We start from the raw sequence: 18833 nt of genomic DNA, 5'->3' as shown, positions 1-18833 counted from the left end.
TCTGCCCGCTTGGGGAAAGTAAGGAGTCAGTGGCGCTGCTAATACGCCCGGCAACCTCAATGGCTACATCAAGTGCGTAGACCTTTGCCACGCTCAATCAGATACCAGGCCAACCCATAAAACACCACGATAAAAGCTACCAGCACCGCCATGGTCAGCGCTAAAGGAACATCGGCAATGCCAAGAAAACCGAAGCGAAATCCACTGATCATATACACAATCGGGTTCAATTTGGAGACCATTTGCCAAACCGGCGGCAGCAGTGTCAACGAATAAAAGACGCCCCCCAGATAGGTCAAGGGTGTCAGCACAAAAGTCGGGATCAGGCTGATATCATCAAAGGTAGTGGCATATATGGCATTCAGTAGTCCCCCCAGTGAGAACAGGATCGCCGTCAATAACAGTGTCACGGCAATCACCCACCAAGCATGTACCTGCAAGGGAACAAAAAACAATGAAATGGCGGTGACCAAGATACCCACACAGATACCTCTGGCCACGCCGCCCCCCACATAACCGGCAATCATGATATGAGTCGGTACAGGTGCGACCAGGAGTTCTTCAATATTACGCTGAAACTTGGCACTGAAAAACGATGCAGCCACATTGGCATAGGAATTGGTAATCACCGCCATCATAATCAGCCCTGGAACAATAAACTGCATATAATCAAAGCCATGCATCTCGCCAATTCGCGCACCAATCAGGTTGCCAAAAATAATAAAGTACAACGTCATGGTGATCACCGGAGGAACCAGCGTCTGGACCCAGATACGGGTAAAACGGTTAATCTCTTTCGCCCAGATACTCTTCAAAGCCACCCAATACAAATGCATCATGCTGTTTCTCCATGGCTATTCACCAGTTTGACGAATAGCTCTTCCAACCGGTTAGCCTTGTTTCGCATACTCAGCACCTGTACCCCTTGGGCACTCAATTGGCTAAACAGCGAGTTCAAACCTTGTTCACGCATCACTTCTACTTCAAGCGTCGAGGTGTCAATCAAACGGCTTTGGTACCCCTCCAACTTAGGTAATGGACTTTTGGCTGCCAAATCAAGAATGAAGGTTTCTGACTTGAGCTTCGACAGTAGCCCTTTCATTGAAGTGTTTTCCACCAATTCGCCATGCTGAATAATGCCAATGTTTCGGCACAGCATTTCCGCTTCTTCCAGATAGTGTGTAGTCAGAATAATCGTGGTGCCTTGCGCATTCAGCTCTTTCAAAAAAACCCACATCGAACGGCGCAACTCAATATCCACCCCGGCAGTGGGTTCGTCGAGGATCAATAATTTTGGTTGGTGCATCAAGGCACGAGCAATCATCAGGCGGCGCTTCATACCACCAGAAAGCATACGAGCCCGCACGTTACGCTTATCCCATAAATCGAGCTGGTTAAGATATTTTTCTGCCCGTGCATGGGCCTCGCGACGTTCAACACCATAGTAACCGGCCTGATTGGCGACAATCTGAAATACCGTCTCAAACGGGTTGAAATTGAATTCTTGCGGCACCAGCCCAAGCTGACGCTTGGCATTGACAATATCTTTGTCAATATCGTAGCCGAACACCCGCACAGTGCCTGACGTTTTGTTGACCAGCGAACTAATAATCCCAATGGTGGTTGATTTCCCAGCACCATTGGGTCCTAACAGAGCATAAAAATCCCCTGCCTCTACCTTGAGATCAATACCGCGCAATGCCTTTACGCCACCGGCATAAGTTTTGGTCAACTGCGCTATTTCCAGTGCATAATCCATCATTGATGAGAGTGCCTTGTGAAGATAAGTATTTTGCTAGCATATACCCGAGTTTGCTCGAGTTGCCAGCAAGCTATAGCGATAGGAAACCTACCCCATGCAAAAAAATAGCTGTACGGTTTCCATTTCCAAATTGTGATGCTTACCCTATATTACATCAACGCAATTCGTTCATCACAGGTCAATCACTGCCATGAAAGAAATCGAAACGCTTATAGCCAACAACCAAACCTGGTCCGCTAACATCAAGCTAGAAGATCCTGGCTTTTTTGAGCGGTTATCCCAGGCGCAGAAACCACGATTCTTATGGATAGGTTGCTCCGACAGCCGAGTACCCGCAGAGCGTTTGACTGGCCTGGAGCCGGGAGAACTGTTCGTCCACCGCAATGTGGCAAACCTGGTCATTCACACTGACTTGAACTGCCTGTCCGTAGTGCAATATGCCGTTGATGTGCTCGAGGTTGAACATATCATTATCTGTGGTCACTTGGGATGCGGTGGTGTGGAAGCGGCGGTAGAAAACCCGGAACTGGGGCTAATCAACAACTGGCTGCTGCACATTCGCGACCTCTGGTACAAGCACAGCTCATTGCTGGGGGAACTGGAGCCAGAACAACGCCTGGATGTCCTGTGTGAAATCAATGTGATTGAACAGGTTTATAACCTGGGCCATTCCACCATTATGCAGTCTGCCTGGAAACGTGGCCAGAAAGTGATGATTCATGGTTGGGTCTATGGGATCCAGGATGGTCGTTTACACAATCTGGAGGTCACCGCCACCAGCCGTGAAAGCCTGGAGATGGGCTACCGCAAGGCTATAGCCACCCTCACCCGTGACAAAGGTGTATCCTAGTGCCTGATGGGGCCACCTTGTGGCCCCCATCGTTTAATCACTCATCCAACATGACCACTTTACCAATGTAGGGCAAATGGCGGTAACGCTGGGCATAATCGATGCCATAGCCCACGATAAACTCATCTGGGATAGAGAAACCGACATATTCCACCGGGACGTCCACTTCTCGACGCTCAGGTTTATCCAGCAAGGTACAAATCGCCAAGGATTTTGGCCCACGCAATGCCAAAATCTCGCGCACTTTGTTCAAGGTGTTGCCGGAGTCGATAATATCTTCCACGATCAACACATCTTTACCATGGATATCTTCATCCAGATCTTTGAGGATCTTGACATCTCGAGAGGTCGACATACCGCTGCCATAACTGGAGGCGGTCATAAAGTCCACTTCATGCGGCACCTCAATAGCGCGGCACAAATCGGCCATAAACATAAAAGAGCCACGTAGCAGCCCAACCAGCACCATCTCACTACCACTATGGCGGTAATCTTCACTGATTTGCTGCCCAAGTTCGGCGACGCGGGTGCGTATCTCCTGCTCGGAAATCATTACTTCTACAATATGTTTCATGGTTTTTAGGTCAAATAGTTTTAGGTCAATTGCCGGAACACGTTGCCGAAGTTTAACATAGCTGGCAAACAGTGGCGATGTGAGAGCCTACAACAGGCCCTCATTCACGCTGTCGCTTGCAGAATGGCAGGTCTATCAAGCGGTAACGGTAAAGCCCAACATCATGCCGGTATCTTCGTGCTCCAGCAGGTGGCAATGAGCCATATAAGGCTGCTGCGCATTAGCCAAGTGATTAAAGCGTACCAGGACTTCACTGCGTGCGCCCTCAACCAGTACGGTATCCTTCCAACCCACACGATGAGCCGCTGGTGGCTTACCATTCTCTGACAGAATGCGAAATTGCGTGCCGTGAATATGGAACGGGTGCAACATCATGTCGCCCTCTCCAGAAATGGTCCATTTCTCATACTGACCACGTTTGGCTTCAAACATTGGCTTGTTCATATCGAACGCTTTGCCATTGATGGTATTGGCATGACTGAAATCAAACGATGAGTGACTCTGCTTCATGCCGCTCATCTTGCTATGATCCATACCCTGCATATCACCATGATCCATCTTTCCATGATCCATCTTTCCATGGTCCATTTCTGCCATGTTATGGTTTGAACTGCCGTGGTTCATACTCATGCCAGCCATAGCCTGATGCCCGTAGCGATCCATCAATGCTTTCATACCCATCATATCGAGTTTCGGATCCATCATCAGTTGTAAGAATCGCTCTGTTCCCCCACTTGATGAAGGCAACACGGGAAGTTTGACTAAACTGTCAGGCATTGATTTGATGCCCTGAGCCAGGGAAGGTTGAATATGTAATACTGGCAATGGTTGATCGAATGGCGCTAATGTCATGCCCATCTGCTTCACGGGCAAAGTGACAATATCAAATGGCTTACCATCCGTCGCATCGACCATGACCTCAAAGCGTTCCCCCATAAAAATCGGCAATTCAGTCAATTTTACCGGCTCGGCAAGAAATCCGCCGTCACTGGCAATCACATATAACGGCCGATTGTCACTGGCTGCCAGATTGAGAGTACGGGCATTACAGCCATTCAGGAAACGCAAGCGTAACCAACCGCGTGGCGCGATATGTTGTGGATAGAGGGCACCGTTGGTAAACATGCGGTCACCAAACCAGCCTACCGCAGCACTGATAACATCTAATTGATATTCGATCTGCCCCGCTTTATCCAAGCGTTTATCTTGCAAGATCACCGGGAAATCATCCTGGCCCCAGGTTTTGGGTAACGGTAACTGACTGCTTTCGTCATCTTCCAGTAGGACTAATCCGCCTAACCCCTTCATCACTTGCTGACCGGTTGTCCCATGTGTATGGGGGTGAAACCAACAGGTGGCAGCACTTTGCTCAACAGTAAAAGCCACAGTGCGCGTACTACCCGGCTGAATCAAGGCTTGTGGCCCCCCATCAACATCCCCTGGGATCTCCAGCCCATGCCAGTGCAGCGTGCTGGCTTGCGGCAATTTATTATGGATATCTACCGTGACCGACTGCCCCCGTTGCAAGCGCACTGCGGGGCCAAGTAACGCACCGTTAACGCCCCAAGTCTGAGTCGCCACGTTAGGCAACCAGTTCATTTGCCCCGTTTGCATGACCAACGAAATTTTACCTTGGGCATCAGGGGTTAAAATGGGGGGAATGGGTAGGGATGGCCGACCCGCCGCCCAGGCTGAGTGACTCCATAATGGTAAAGTGCTTGCAGCCCCGAGTGCGGCAGTTAATTTGATAAAATCACGACGCAACATTTCAGACTCCCTTTTCTCAGTGTTCGAAAAATTCATCATCGCTGTTTGAATCCTTTAACGTAAAGCCTCCCCTTAGAGGAAGGTCAAGCCTTTATCTTTAAAAAAGTTAAGCTACAGTAATAAAACTTGGTGCCTTTACAGGCAAATATGGTAACGTCATCACATATTGCACAGGTCTACTTTGATGATGAAAAAAACAACGTTATTGATGCTATTGCTGACAATGCTAGGCTTCTCCAAAGCCAGTCTGGCCCTTAATGAAGCCGAAGCCGAAGATCTTGCTGATCTGACCGCGGTGTTTGTCTATCTAAAAAGCAATTGCGGCTACAGTGATCTGCCTAATGAGCAAATCAAACGAGCTATTGTCTTTTTTGCTCGGCAAAATCGTTGGGATTTAAGTAATTACAGTAGTTTCAATATGAAAATGCTGGGGGAAGAGAGTTATCGTGACCTCAGTGGAATTGCCATTCCTACCCCCAACAAGTGCAAATTGCTGGCACGCGATTCATTAAACCTGCTCACTTACGCCAACTAGGTTGTCTCCCCCACAGCAAAACCCAGCGGTGAACGCAAGCTGAGTGAAGCGCTAGACAAGTCGGACAAGTTTGTAATTTGCCGCAGGTCCGGTTTATCATGATGCGCCCGTTTTTCATGGCTGTTATCACGGAGTAACCCCTCACATGACCCAGAAAGATATTTGGTATGAGACACTTCATGCCAATTTCGGCCAATACTTCTCTGTTGAGAAGGTGCTTTATCGTAAACAGACCGAACATCAGGATCTGGTGATCTTCGAAAATTCGGTACTCGGACGTGTAATGGCCCTGGATGGCGTCGTGCAAACCACTGAACGTGATGAATTTATCTATCACGAAATGATGACCCACATCCCTTTATTGGCACATGGTCATGCCAGCAATGTATTGATTATTGGCGGTGGCGATGGCGGTATGCTGCGTGAAGTGAGCCGTCATCCGGGCGTTCGCCAAATCACCATGGTGGAGATTGACGCCGGTGTGGTGGAGTTCTGCCGTCAGTATCTGCCTAATCACCATGCGGGAGCCTATGATGATCCGCGTTTTAAACTGGTGATCGACGATGGCGTCAACTTTGTTAATCAGACCACAGACAAATTTGATGTCATTATTTCTGACTGTACCGACCCCATCGGCCCCGGTGAAAGCCTGTTCACTTCCGCATTCTATCAAGGTTGCGCTCGCTGCCTGAATGAAGGCGGTATCTTTGTGGCGCAAAACGGTGTCTGTTTTCTACAACAGGATGAAGCGGTCAACAGCCATAGCCGATTAAGCCAATATTTTAATGATGTCAGCTTTTACCAGGCCGCGATTCCTACTTACTACGGCGGGATCATGACATTTGCCTGGGCCAGCCAGAACCCGGCATTACGCCAGTTGGACGTAGCCACGATACAACAGCGCTTTAATCAGAGTGGATTACACTGCCGTTATTACAACCCGGCAATTCACATCGGCAGTTTTGCTCTGCCACAGTATTTACTCAATGCACTAGACGTACCACGTTAAGCGAGAAGATAAGGAGGTGAGCCAAATTGCATAAGCTCAAATTGCACGGCTTTAATAACCTGACCAAGAGCCTGAGTTTTTGTATTTACGATATCTGTTACGCCAAGACCACGGATGACCGTGACGGCTATATCGCCTACATTGACGAACAGTACAATGCCAACCGCCTGACCGAGATCCTCAGTGAGACCTGCTCGATCATCGGTGCCAATATTCTGAATATTGCACGCCAGGATTATGACCCCCAAGGAGCCAGTGTCACTATTCTGGTTAGCGAAGAACCCGTTGACCCTAAAGATGTGGATACTTCGGAACACCCTGGTCCGTTGCCTAATACGGTGGTTGCCCACCTGGACAAAAGCCATATCTGCGTCCACACTTACCCCGAAAGTCACCCGCAAGGCGGTCTGTGTACCTTCCGTGCCGATATCGAAGTCTCTACCTGTGGGGTCATCTCACCGTTAAAAGCGCTGAACTATCTGATTCACCAGTTGGAATCCGATATTGTCACCATGGATTATCGGGTACGTGGTTTTACTCGCGACGTAAATGGTGTGAAACATTACATCGATCATGAGATCAATTCGATCCAGAACTTTATGTCCGAAGATATGAAAGCGCTGTACCACCTGATGGATGTGAACGTCTATCAGGAAAACATCTTCCACACCAAGATGCTGTTGAAAGATTTTGATCTGAAGCATTACCTGTTTAATGCTCAGCCGGAAGCGCTCAACGAAATTGAACGGAAAAGGATCACTGCTCTGCTATGGAAAGAGATGCAGGAAATCTACTACGGGCGGAACATCCCACAGCTATAACATCTCATTACCTATCCAGGCTTACCGCCGGGTTCATTCAAGTTGCGGCCAGGCGGCAAGTGAATAAGTCCCCACGAGCATAAACGCTATGTGACTGGGGCGCACAGCCTTAGCCAACACTGCGGCAGCTTGAAGACGATAGGTATATCGTTATTCAAGTACTCTCTACGAGGTATTAATGCACCGTTATTCCTTCCCGCTCTCCCTAGTTGCTTACAGTCTGTTGCTAACCACCCCTTCCGTATTTGCCGCCTTACAACCGATTGAAGAGGCACCGCTGTCGGGCGAGACAGAGCGCCATTGCCAGTTCAATACGGATAACAGTACCGATTGTGTCACTACCTACAGCTTTACCATACTCAAACCCAGCGGGCGTGAAATGCTCTCGCGTATTGACCGCAATTATGCGGAAAATGACACTCTGACACTTGAGAAAGCAGAAGTGACCCAACCGGGTGAACAGCCAGTCCCCTTGGCAGAGTCACAGATCGATACACGCATGGCTCCGAACCCTGATCAAGGTTTTCTGCGAGAAAAACAGATCTCCCTGGCCTTCCCCAATCTGCGCGTTGGCACTCGTATCAGCTATACCTTACGTGAACATTTTGTCGCCAAACCTTTAAATAGCCAATTCCATTACGTACTTGGTCTGGGGGCAATACCCGTTCGTTATGATCGCTTTGAGGCAGAATTCACTGCTGAACGCCCAATCCTGATACGCAGTGAGAAGATGGAGGCTTACCACATTGAACAGAGTGACGATAAAAAAAGCGTCAAGGTCAGCCTTAAGTCATCCCCGTACTATTTGAACTATATCAACGAAGCGGACAGTAGTTACTTCCGGCAGATCCCTCGCCTGGAATTAGGCAGTTCACTTGATCTACAGGACAATCTGTCTGCTTTAGCCAAGCGTTATAATCAGTTGCTGGCCGCCGAACTGCCGCAAAATATGGCAGCTGCTGTTGCCACTAACCAAGGTAAACCTGCGGCACAACAGGTTGCCGCGCTGATGCAATACATCAACAATAACTACCGCTATCTCGGTGACTGGCGCAGCAGCGAACGCGGCTACATTCCCTTTACCTTGGCCGAAATCGAGCACAATGGCTATGGGGACTGCAAAGACTTGGCTACCATGCTCACCGCCATGCTCAAAGCAGTCGGTATCAAAGCAGAAACTGCTTTAGTCAATCGTGGCGATGTCGCGCCAAACTTATTGATTCCAGGCATCTACGCCCCCAACCATGCCATAGTGCGCGCAGAAGTCGATGGCAACATCTGGTGGCTTGATCCCACCAACCCGGCGTTTATTCCTGGGCGTACCATGCATGACCTTCAGCAGCGCTGGGCATTGGTGCTAGGTGAGGCGGGTCAGGTTCGGCAAGAGAATATCCCCCTGGAAAACCCCGATGACACCGTGCGTGTCACCCGTAGCGAACAATATACTCACGACGGTCAAGCCAAAATCCAAGCAAGCGTAGAACTCTCCAATATCCCGCTAATGCAACTTAGCGTCGCTGACCACCAGGATGGACGCACCAGCGTTGATCAAATGCTCTGTCGCAATTTTGCGAATCAAGTCAGCGATTGTAGTTTGCAGCGTGATGAGAGCCAGTTTGTCATCCCGCCCCAGTATCACATTGAGGCCAAGCTGACCGACCTGCATGGCCTGGAGCTTATCGGGGGGCAATATACCTACCATCGCCAGAGTCTGGCCCAAAACTGGCGTGCCTTCTCTACTTATCGCCTTGAGGGGCAGTTGGCAGATATCTACCTGGGGGACCCGCAGACCATCTCCTATGACGTCAGTTTATCAGGGGAGACCCAGGAGCCAGCGCACCATTGCAAGATACGCTCCCCTTGGTTCGATATTGATTTACAAGCAGAACCCAGCAAAGCGGGTTACCACTATCGCTACCGGGAAGTGCAGAAAGTCAGTTGGTTGAGCCACGATGAGATCAACAGCGAATCCTTCGGCAAACTGATCGAACAAGGGGATGATTGCGTCAAAAAGCTACGTTTGGTGATGCAGCCCGTGAAAGCTTAGCCCCGCAGATGGGCTAATTATCGTGATGAGAGGGCAGCCCTGCCTTCTCATCACCACATCTGAATTCAGTGATTCAGCATAAAATTTCGATACGCTTGCAGCGCGGCCAGAAAGTCTTCTACACCACAAAAAGAGAGGCTTTCTTCATCATAGTAGTTCATTCCCTCTTCCATTTCGTCACTCTCAAATTCCAGCTGATTGGCTCTGATCATCACTTCTTCACTATCCAGTAGCAACGTATATTCATGACCGGCTAACTGCCACTGACGTTCACTGCCTTTAAGCTCCGCCGCTGCGGCCTCAATCTGATCAAGTATATTGAGATCCCCTTTCAGCTCTTCATTGATCCAGTGACCAATCGCCTCATGCCCCATAGAAAATTTGACAACCACCTGGCCAGTGACATCACGTAGAAATTCGTAATCCATAGCCTGTTCCCCCTGAGTCGTTTTTATAAGTTTAAACGCTAATTGGCGACTGTACTCAAGTTACTTTGCATAACAGATTTAGCGACCAAGACAAAAAAGGGGAACCCGCAGGTCCCCCGATAATACTAGAGATAATAATACGCTGACTTATACCGCAGTCTGGAAAATCACCCCATCTGCTTTCTGAGTATATTGGCTTAACTGGTCAAAGTTCAGATAACGGTAAGTATCCGCTGCCGTCTTATCAACCTGCGCCATATAACCCTGATATTCATCTGACGTTGGCAAGCGCCCCAACAGAGCAGCCACTGCCGCCAGTTCCGCGGAAGCCAGGTAAACGTTGGCTCCGGCTCCCAAACGGTTCGGGAAGTTACGGGTTGAGGTAGAGACCACGGTCGCGCCATCCGCTACCCGTGCCTGGTTGCCCATACAGAGTGAACACCCTGGGATCTCGATACGCGCCCCACTCTTGCCAAAGACGCTGTAGTAGCCCTCTTCAGTCAGTTGAGCCGCATCCATCTTGGTTGGCGGTGCCACCCACAAACGGGTTGGCAGTTGGCCTTTATGCTGCTCCAACAACTTGCCTGCCGCACGGAAGTGACCGATGTTGGTCATGCAGGAGCCGATAAAGACTTCATCGATCTTGCTGTTAGCCACATCGGACAACAAGCGCGCATCATCTGGGTCATTTGGCGCACACAGGATAGGTTGCTTGATATCCGCCAGATCGATTTCAATCACTGCGGCATATTCTGCATCAGCATCACCGACCAGCAGTTGTGGATCGGCCAACCATTTTTCCATCCCTTGAATACGGCGCTCCAAGGTACGACGGTCACCATAACCTTCAGCGATCATCCACTTCAACAGCACGACATTGGAATTCAGATACTCCTGGATCGGCGCCTTATCCAACTTAATGGTACAACCGGCAGCAGAACGCTCAGCAGAAGCATCCGCCAGCTCAAATGCCTGCTCCACTTTCAGCTCAGGCAAACCTTCGATTTCCAGGATACGGCCAGAGAAGATATTTTTCTTACCCTTCTTCTCAACCGTCAGCAGGCCCTGCTGAATAGCATAGTAAGGGATGGCATGAACCAGATCACGTAAGGTGATCCCGGGTTGCATTTTACCTTTGAAGCGTACCAATACTGATTCCGGCATATCCAGCGGCATGACGCCGGTCGCGGCAGCAAACGCCACCAGGCCAGAACCCGCAGGGAAAGAGATCCCGATAGGGAAACGGGTATGTGAATCACCACCGGTTCCTACGGTGTCTGGCAACAGCATCCGGTTCAACCACGAGTGAATAATACCGTCACCAGGACGCAAGGCAACGCCACCCCGGTTCATGATAAAATCAGGCAGGGTGTGATGAGTGACCACATCCACTGGCTTAGGGTAAGCCGCAGTATGGCAGAATGACTGCATCACCAGATCAGCAGAGAAACCCAGACAAGCCAGGTCTTTCAGCTCATCGCGCGTCATTGGGCCGGTGGTATCCTGTGAGCCCACTGAAGCCATCTTGGGCTCACAATATTCACCTGGGCGAACACCAGCGACACCACAAGCACGACCAACCATTTTCTGTGCCAGTGAAAAACCTTTATTGCTAGCGGCAACCGGTTTAGCAACATTGAAGACGTCGCTGTGTGGCAACCCAAGGGCTTCACGCGCTTTACTGGTCAAGCCACGGCCAATAATCAGTGGAATACGCCCACCAGCACGCACTTCATCCAGCAACACATCGGTCTTCAATTCAAACTTGGCCAACACTTCGCCTGTTTGGTGGTTCCGTACTTCACCCTGGTATGGGAAGATATCGATAACATCCCCCATATTCAGGTTAGAAACATCGACTTCGACGGGTAATGCACCTGCATCTTCCATGGTATTAAAGAAGATAGGGGCAATTTTCCCACCCAGTACCACACCGCCAGCACGCTTGTTCGGCACATAAGGGATATCGTCCCCCATAAACCACAGCACCGAGTTGGTGGCAGATTTACGAGAAGAACCGGTACCCACCACATCGCCCACATAGGCTAATGGAAAACCTTTTTTGCTCAGTTGTTCAATCTGTTTGATCGGGCCAACGCTGCCAGGCTGATCTGGCGTGATACCTTCACGTTCGTTCTTCAGCATCGCCAAGGCGTGCAGTGGGATATCGGGACGTGACCAGGCATCTGGTGCTGGTGAGAGATCATCGGTATTGGTTTCACCGGTGACCTTAAATACAGTGACGGTAATTTTTTCTGCCAGCTTAGGGCGTGAAAGATACCATTCGGCATCCGCCCAAGATTGCATGACCTGCTTGGCAAAGGCGTTACCGGCCTTGGCTTTTTCTTCCACATCGTAGAAGTTATCAAACATCAGCAGGGTATGAGAAAGTGCCTTGGCGGCAATCGGTGCCAACTTTTCGTTATCCAATGCATCAATCAGCGGATGAATATTATAACCGCCTTGCATAGTACCCAATAACTCGATGGCTTTTTCTGGCGTAATCAGAGGAGAAGTGGTTTCACCTTTCGCGATAGCAGCCAAAAAACCGGCTTTAACATAGGCGGCTTCATCAACGCCTGGTGGTACGCGGTTAATCAGCAGGTCTAACAAAAATTCGTCTTCACCTGTTGGCGGATTTTTTAATAACTCGACCAATGCAGCCATTTGTATCGCATCTAACGGCTTAGGGACAATACCCTCTGCAGCACGCTCGGCTACGTGCTTACGGTATTCTTTTAGCACGACGTTCTCCTCGCTCACATTGTTATTGATTATGATTGTTCCTGACAGGCACTGTTATTGGGTGGCAAGGTACAGCACCTCGTTTGACTCAGCCAGCATAGCAGGCTTTAAAACCGTTGTTAATTCCTTCACATAAAAGCAACATCAAATCTTTGCTGAATCGTTGCCGATGGTGTAATCGTCTGGCAAGCCGTTGACGCTGGCAACGCCTCAGCTTAACTCATAAAAAGCGGCACATAAAAAAACGGCTCCTATATAGGAGCCGCTGATTAACCGCAAGAGCGCAAAAATTACTTCTTCTTGGCTTTCGGGTTAGGCAAGTCAGTGATACTGCCTTCGTAGATTTCTGCTGCCAAGCCGACAGATTCATGCAAAGTCGGGTGCGCATGGATAGTCAATGCCAGATCTTCTGCATCGCAACCCATTTCGATAGCCAAACCAATCTCACCCAGCAATTCACCGCCGTTAGTGCCGACAATCGCGCCCCCGATGATACGGTGGGATTCTTTGTCAAAAATCAGTTTGGTCATACCATCAGCACAATCAGAAGCGATAGCACGGCCAGAAGCTGCCCATGGGAAGGTCGACACTTCGTAGCTAACGCCTTTTTCCTTGGCTTCTTTTTCGGTCATACCCACCCATGCCACTTCGGGTTCGGTATAAGCAATGGATGGGATCACTTTCGGATCGAAGTAGTGCTTCATGCCAGCGATAACTTCGGCAGCGACATGGCCTTCATGGACACCTTTGTGTGCCAGCATCGGCTGACCCACAATGTCACCAATGGCGAAAATATGCGGCACATTGGTACGCAGTTGCTTGTCAACATGGATAAAGCCACGATCGTCAACTTCCACGCCTGCTTTGCCAGCATCAAGCAGCTTACCATTAGGTACACGGCCAATAGCAACCAACACGGCGTCATAACGCTGTGGTTCAGCAGGTGCTTTCTTGCCTTCCATGCTCACATAGATGCCATCTTCTCTGGCTTCTACGGCGGTAACCTTGGTCTCTAACATCAGGTTAAACTGCTTGCTGATCCGCTTGGTAAAGACCTTCACAACGTCTTTGTCAGCAGCAGGGATCACCTGATCAAACATTTCAACCACATCAATATTTGAACCCAGTGCATGGTATACCGTACCCATCTCCAGGCCGATAATACCGCCCCCCATCACCAGCAAACGCTCAGGAACGCTTCTCAGCTCCAAGGCATCGGTTGAATCCCAGATGCGTGGATCTTCATGGGGAATAAATGGCAGTTGGATTGGGCGGGAACCTGCAGCAATAATGGCATTGTCGAAGTTAATGGTGGTTGCACCATTCTCCCCTTCCACCAGCAGAGTGTTGGAGCCAGTAAACTTGCCATGACCATTGACCACTTTCACTTTACGGCCTTTAGCCATACCCGCCAGGCCACCGGTCAGTTGGGTGATCACTTTTTCTTTCCAGATACGCACTTTATCGATGTCGGTTTTCGGCGAGCCGAAAACAATGCCGTGCTCAGCCAGCGCTTTGGCTTCTTCGATCACTTTGGCAACGTGCAGCAATGCTTTAGAAGGGATACAGCCCACGTTCAAACAAACCCCACCCAGTGTCGGGTAACGCTCAACCAGAACGGTTTCAAGACCTAAATCAGCGCAACGGAAAGCAGCAGAATAACCTGCCGGGCCCGCCCCAATTACCACGACCTGAGTTTTAATTTCAGTACTCATCATGACCTCTTAATTGTTTGTCCGCCGGGTCAGACGTTTATTTATCCCCTGCGTCTTTCAAGTTGCTGCATTGTTAGCGTTACTTGTGCTTTAAAGACGTCCTTGACTAACCCGCTTCTACTGCCTGACATCAAATAAATCGAATTATTTTGTGTATAAGCAGTTTACAGAATTGTTAATAAGCTGCAAAGCGTGTTCGAGTGACCCGTGTCGCAACAATTCTGTCGAGTCATGTAAAACTCGTCAGAACCGCAACTGAATTGCAAAAGGGGCAGCATCTCTACCGCCCCTTGATTCATTACATCACCAGACGGCGAATATCAGACAGCATATTATTGATAATAGTGATAAAGCGTGCGCCATCAGCTCCGTCGATCACACGGTGGTCGAAGGAGAGAGACATCGGCATCATCAAGCGTGGCATGAACTCTTTACCATTCCACACCGGCTCCATAGACGACTTGGAAACCCCCAGAATAGCCACTTCCGGCGCATTAACAATCGGCGCAAAGTGGGTCGTCCCAATACCACCCAAACTGGAGATGGTAAAACACCCGCCCTGCATTTCACCGGCCGTCAGCTTACCGTCACGCGCTTTTTTGGAGATAGCCATCAACTCGCGGGAAAGCTCCACAATGCCTTTCTTATTCACGTCCTTGAACACCGGCACTACCAGACCATTTGGCGTATCCACTGCCACACCAATATTGATGTATTTTTTCAGTGTCAACTTTTGGCCATCTTCAGACAGAGAACTGTTGAAACGTGGCATCTGTTCCAAGGCGGCAGCAACTGCTTTCATGATAAACACCACTGGCGTGAACTTCACATCCAGTTTACGCTTTTCTGCTTCACTGTTCTGCTGCTTACGGAACGCTTCCAGGTCAGTGATATCCGTTTTGTCGAAGTGAGTTACATGGGGGATCATCACCCAGTTGCGGCTCAGGTTGGCACCAGAAATTTTCTGGATACGGCCCATTTCAACTTCTTCGATCTCACCAAACTTGCTGAAGTCCACCTTCGGCCATGGCAGCATACCAGGCAGACCACCACCAGCCGCAGCCGGCGCAGCTTCCGCACGTTTAACCGCGTCTTTCACGTAAGCCTGAACGTCTTCGCGCAGAATACGGCCTTTACGCCCGGTACCTTTCACTTTCGCCAGGTTAACACCAAACTCACGCGCCAAGCGGCGGATGACTGGGGTAGCATGAACGTAAGCCTCGTTCTCAGTGAACTCACCACGGTTGGTATCAGCAACTGGTGCCGGTTGTGCAGCCGGAGCCACAGCAGCCGGTGCGCTGGCAACAGGTGCAGGTGCGGCAACCGCTACGGCCGGAGCCGGAGCCGCCGCATCAGCCACGGCAAAGACCATAATCAGGGAACCGGTCTTCACTTTATCGCCAGTATTGATTTTGATCTCTTTAACCGTACCAGCGAATGGCGCGGGAACTTCCATCGAGGCTTTATCGCCCTCGACAGTGATTAGTGACTGCTCGGCGGCAACCACATCCCCTACCTTCACCAGAATTTCGGTGACTTCCACTTCATCAGAGCCAATATCGGGCACCGCAACGTCTTGGTCAGCACTTACCGCAGCAGCAACCACCGCTGGTTTTTCCGCGCTGTTGGCGACTGGTGCAGTTGTTTCAGCCCCAGCGGCCCCGGCAGCGTCAAAGATCATGATCAATTTGCCCGTGGTGGTTTTATCACCCACAGCAATTTTGATCTCTTTCACCACACCAGCTTGTGGCGAGGGAACTTCCATAGAAGCCTTGTCACCTTCCACCGTGATCAGCGATTGTTCTACTTCAACTTTATCGCCAACCTTCACCAGAATTTCGGTGATTTCAACTTCGTCTGCACCGATGTCCGGCACTTTAATTTCGATAGACATTGTTCTTTACCTCTTATGCCAAACGTGGGTTGACTTTATCTGCATCGATATTGAATTTGGCGATAGCTTCCGCAACCACTTTCTTATCGATTTCACCACGTTTAGCCAATTCGCCCAGGGCCGCGACCACGACATAACCAGCGTCGACTTCGAAGTGGTGACGCAGGTTCTCACGGCTATCAGAACGACCGTAACCATCAGTACCCAGTACACAGTAATCCGTTGCCGGGATGAAGTTACGGATCTGCTCTGCAAACAGCTTCATGTAGTCGGTCGCCGCGACTGCTGGTGCATCACTCATCACCTGAGCAACGTAAGGCACATGTGGCGCGTCGGTTGGATGCAGCATATTCCAACGCTCACAATCCTGACCTTCACGCGCCAGTTCGGTGAACGAAGTCACACTGAATACATCTGAACCGATACCATAGTCTTTCGCCAGGATCTGAGCTGCCTCACGAACATGACGCAAGATGGCACCTGAACCCAGCAATTGTACTTTGCCTTTGCTACCTTCCAAGGTTTCCAGTTTATAGATCCCTTTACGAATGCCTTCTTCAGCGCCCTTAGGCATGGCTGGCATATGGTAGTTTTCGTTCAGTGTGGTCAGGTAGTAGTAGACGTTTTCTTGCGCGTCACCATACATCCGCACCAGACCATCATGCATGATTACGGCTACTTCGTACGCATAAGCCGGGTCATAGGAGATACAGTTAGGGATCGTCAGCGATTGAATATGGCTGTGACCATCTTCGTGCTGCAGACCTTCGCCATTGAGCGTAGTACGGCCTGAGGTTCCGCCAATCAGGAAACCACGAGCTTGTTGGTCGCCAGCAGCCCAACACAGATCACCGATACGTTGGAAACCGAACATCGAATAGTAGATATAGAACGGGATCATCGGCAGATCGTTGGTACTGTAGGAGGTGGCAGCAGCCAACCATGAAGAAGCAGCCCCCAGTTCGTTGATCCCTTCCTGCAGAATCTGCCCTTTCTCGTCTTCTTTGTAGTACGCCACCTGCTCACGATCTTGCGGCGTGTACTGCTGACCGTTCGGGCTGTAGATACCAATTTGACGGAACAAGCCTTCCATACCAAAGGTACGCGCTTCATCAGCGATAATTGGCACCAGACGATCTTTGATCGACTTGTTCTTCAACATCACGTTCAAAGCACGAACAAAGGCGATGGTGGTAGAAATTTCTTTATTCTGCTCTTCCAACAATGGGGCAAACTCTTCCAGTGCTGGCATTTCCAGTTTCTCGGTAAACGCTGGCAGGCGAGTAGGAACATAGCCTTCCAGTGCCTGACGACGTTGGTGTAGATATTGGGATTCTGCAGAATCTTTGTCGAAAGTGACGTACGGCAGTTTTTCGATGTCAGCATCGGCAACTGGCACATTGAAACGATCACGGAAATGGCGAACGCCTTCCATGTTCATTTTCTTCACCTGGTGGGCAATATTTTTGCCTTCTGCGGTTTCACCCATGCCGTAACCTTTAATGGTATGGGCCAGGATAACTGTCGCTTTACCTTTGGTCTCTTGCGCTTTTTTCAGTGCCGCATAGACTTTCTTCGGATCGTGACCACCGCGGTTCAGTGCCCAGAGCTCATCGTCGCTCATGTCTTTCACCAAGGCAGCAGTTTCCGGGTAACGACCAAAGAAGTGCTCACGCACATAAGCGCCGTCTTTGGATTTGAAGGTCTGATAGTCGCCGTCCAGGGTTTCACCCATCAATTGGACCAGTTTGCCGCTGGTGTCTTTGCGCAGCAACTCATCCCAGCGATCACCCCAGATGACCTTCAATACTTGCCAGCCAGCACCCGCGAAGATACCTTCCAGCTCATTAATAATCTTGCCATTACCGGTAACTGGGCCATCGAGGCGCTGCAAGTTACAGTTGATGACAAACACCAGGTTATCCAGCTTTTCACGGGTAGCGATAGTGATCGCCCCTTTGGATTCTGGCTCATCCATTTCGCCATCACCCAGGAAAGCGTAAACGGTTTGTCCTGAGGTGTCCTTCAGACCACGATGTTCCAGATACTTGAGGAACTTAGCCTGATAGATAGCGCTGATCGGGCCTAACCCCATAGAGACTGTTGGGAACTGCCAGAATTCCGGCATCAGTTTAGGGTGCGGGTAAGAAGAGAGCCCTTTACCATGAACTTCCTGACGGAAATTGTTCATTTGATCTTCGGTCAAGCGGCCTTCCAGGAAGGCACGAGCATAAACGCCAGGGGAGATATGACCTTGGAAGTAAACCAGATCACCACCATCTTTGGCATTACGGGCACGGAAAAAGTGATTAAAGCAGACTTCATAGAAGGTAGCTGAGGATTGGAAAGAAGCCATATGGCCGCCCAGATCCAGATCTTTCTGCGAAGCACGCAGTACCGTCATGACCGCATTCCAACGGATCGCGGAACGAATACGACGTTCCAGATCCTGGTCCCCGGGGTAAGCAGGTTCATCTTCTACCGCAATGGTATTGATATACTTACTAGCGCCAGCGCCCGCAGCAATGCTAACACCACCTTTGCGGGCCTCCCCCAAGAGTTGATCAATCAGAAACTGAGCTCGCTCAACACCTTCTTCACGGATGACCGATTCGATCGCCTGTAACCAGTCGCGAGTTTCGATCGGATCCACGTCATTGTTTAAACGTTCTGACATGGTGGTATT

General features: G+C 49.9%; 14 protein-coding genes. 5 read left to right on the top strand and 9 right to left on the bottom strand.

The window, feature by feature from the left end; translation table 11 throughout:
• Positions 1-68: 68 nt before the first annotated feature.
• Both IO95_RS01825 and IO95_RS01820 read right to left on the bottom strand, forming a co-directional pair.
• Positions 69-839 carry an ABC transporter permease gene (locus tag IO95_RS01825; RefSeq protein WP_023489545.1) on the bottom strand — a complete coding sequence of 257 codons (771 nt, stop codon included), beginning with the start codon at positions 837-839 and terminating at the stop codon, positions 69-71.
• Positions 836-1759: an ABC transporter ATP-binding protein gene (locus IO95_RS01820; protein ID WP_037383578.1), complete on the bottom strand. Its 924-nt coding sequence runs from the start codon at positions 1757-1759 to the stop codon at positions 836-838. The genes IO95_RS01825 and IO95_RS01820 overlap by 4 nt, the downstream gene beginning before the upstream one ends.
• Before the next feature lie 193 nt (positions 1760-1952).
• Here IO95_RS01820 and can point away from each other — a divergent pair, with 193 nt between their 5' ends.
• Entirely contained in the window at positions 1953-2612 is a 660-nt protein-coding gene (gene can / locus IO95_RS01815) for a carbonate dehydratase (RefSeq protein WP_023489547.1), read from the top strand.
• Between the two features lie 37 nt (positions 2613-2649).
• On the opposite strand, the gene hpt is transcribed toward can, so the two are convergent.
• Positions 2650-3186, bottom strand: coding sequence for a hypoxanthine phosphoribosyltransferase (gene hpt / locus IO95_RS01810; protein WP_023489548.1), 537 nt, complete (start codon positions 3184-3186; stop codon positions 2650-2652).
• Positions 3187-3321: 135 nt separating this feature from the next.
• A complete protein-coding gene (cueO, locus tag IO95_RS01805; RefSeq protein ID WP_023489549.1) occupies positions 3322-4953 on the bottom strand; it encodes a multicopper oxidase CueO in 1632 nt (543 codons plus the stop codon).
• 187 nt (positions 4954-5140) lie between these two features.
• On the opposite strand from cueO, the gene IO95_RS01800 reads away from it, so the two are divergent.
• The 4 genes from IO95_RS01800 to IO95_RS01785 all read left to right on the top strand — a co-directional run bounded on the left by IO95_RS01800 (position 5141) and on the right by IO95_RS01785 (position 9365).
• The gene (locus tag IO95_RS01800; RefSeq protein ID WP_037383575.1) at positions 5141-5488 is read left to right on the top strand and encodes a YacC family pilotin-like protein; all 348 of its coding nucleotides are present in this window, start codon (positions 5141-5143) and stop codon (positions 5486-5488) included.
• A 145-nt stretch (positions 5489-5633) separates the two neighbouring features.
• Positions 5634-6497 carry a polyamine aminopropyltransferase gene (gene speE / locus IO95_RS01795; protein WP_023489551.1) on the top strand — a complete coding sequence of 288 codons (864 nt, stop codon included), beginning with the start codon at positions 5634-5636 and terminating at the stop codon, positions 6495-6497.
• Between the two features lie 26 nt (positions 6498-6523).
• Positions 6524-7318 carry an adenosylmethionine decarboxylase gene (speD, locus tag IO95_RS01790; protein WP_023489552.1) on the top strand — a complete coding sequence of 265 codons (795 nt, stop codon included), beginning with the start codon at positions 6524-6526 and terminating at the stop codon, positions 7316-7318.
• A gap of 178 nt (positions 7319-7496) precedes the next feature.
• Positions 7497-9365 carry a DUF3857 domain-containing transglutaminase family protein gene (locus IO95_RS01785; RefSeq protein WP_037383538.1) on the top strand — a complete coding sequence of 623 codons (1869 nt, stop codon included), beginning with the start codon at positions 7497-7499 and terminating at the stop codon, positions 9363-9365.
• Positions 9366-9430: 65 nt separating this feature from the next.
• Here the strand turns inward: IO95_RS01785 and yacL are convergent, their stop codons facing one another.
• From yacL to aceE, 5 genes are all read right to left on the bottom strand, one after another.
• On the bottom strand, positions 9431-9793 hold the full coding sequence (gene yacL / locus IO95_RS01780; RefSeq protein ID WP_023489795.1) for a protein YacL: 363 nt from the start codon (positions 9791-9793) through the stop codon (positions 9431-9433).
• Between the two features lie 147 nt (positions 9794-9940).
• Positions 9941-12538: a bifunctional aconitate hydratase 2/2-methylisocitrate dehydratase gene (gene acnB, locus IO95_RS01775; protein ID WP_023489794.1), complete on the bottom strand. Its 2598-nt coding sequence runs from the start codon at positions 12536-12538 to the stop codon at positions 9941-9943.
• Between the two features lie 290 nt (positions 12539-12828).
• Positions 12829-14253: a dihydrolipoyl dehydrogenase gene (gene lpdA, locus IO95_RS01770; RefSeq protein WP_023489793.1), complete on the bottom strand. Its 1425-nt coding sequence runs from the start codon at positions 14251-14253 to the stop codon at positions 12829-12831.
• Positions 14254-14551: 298 nt separating this feature from the next.
• On the bottom strand, positions 14552-16147 hold the full coding sequence (aceF, locus tag IO95_RS01765) for a pyruvate dehydrogenase complex dihydrolipoyllysine-residue acetyltransferase (protein ID WP_023489792.1): 1596 nt from the start codon (positions 16145-16147) through the stop codon (positions 14552-14554).
• 13 nt (positions 16148-16160) lie between these two features.
• Entirely contained in the window at positions 16161-18824 is a 2664-nt protein-coding gene (gene aceE / locus IO95_RS01760; RefSeq protein WP_023489791.1) for a pyruvate dehydrogenase (acetyl-transferring), homodimeric type, read from the bottom strand.
• Positions 18825-18833 lie beyond the last annotated feature (9 nt).

Source organism: Serratia sp. DD3, assembly GCF_000496755.2.
Note: the sequence above shows the minus strand (reverse complement) of the source record. Positions and strands in the feature narration are given on the sequence as shown.

Coding starts and splice junctions, on each gene's coding strand:
- hpt (WP_023489548.1), bottom strand. CDS start 3,186: ATGAAACATATTGTAGAAGTAATGATTTCCGAGCAGGAGATACGCACC.
- IO95_RS01785 (WP_037383538.1), top strand. CDS start 7,497: ATGCACCGTTATTCCTTCCCGCTCTCCCTAGTTGCTTACAGTCTGTTG.
- cueO (WP_023489549.1), bottom strand. CDS start 4,953: ATGTTGCGTCGTGATTTTATCAAATTAACTGCCGCACTCGGGGCTGCA.
- can (WP_023489547.1), top strand. CDS start 1,953: ATGAAAGAAATCGAAACGCTTATAGCCAACAACCAAACCTGGTCCGCT.
- lpdA (WP_023489793.1), bottom strand. CDS start 14,253: ATGAGTACTGAAATTAAAACTCAGGTCGTGGTAATTGGGGCGGGCCCG.
- aceF (WP_023489792.1), bottom strand. CDS start 16,147: ATGTCTATCGAAATTAAAGTGCCGGACATCGGTGCAGACGAAGTTGAA.
- IO95_RS01820 (WP_037383578.1), bottom strand. CDS start 1,759: ATGGATTATGCACTGGAAATAGCGCAGTTGACCAAAACTTATGCCGGT.
- aceE (WP_023489791.1), bottom strand. CDS start 18,824: ATGTCAGAACGTTTAAACAATGACGTGGATCCGATCGAAACTCGCGAC.
- IO95_RS01825 (WP_023489545.1), bottom strand. CDS start 839: ATGATGCATTTGTATTGGGTGGCTTTGAAGAGTATCTGGGCGAAAGAG.
- yacL (WP_023489795.1), bottom strand. CDS start 9,793: ATGGATTACGAATTTCTACGTGATGTCACTGGCCAGGTGGTTGTCAAA.
- speE (WP_023489551.1), top strand. CDS start 5,634: ATGACCCAGAAAGATATTTGGTATGAGACACTTCATGCCAATTTCGGC.
- IO95_RS01800 (WP_037383575.1), top strand. CDS start 5,141: ATGAAAAAAACAACGTTATTGATGCTATTGCTGACAATGCTAGGCTTC.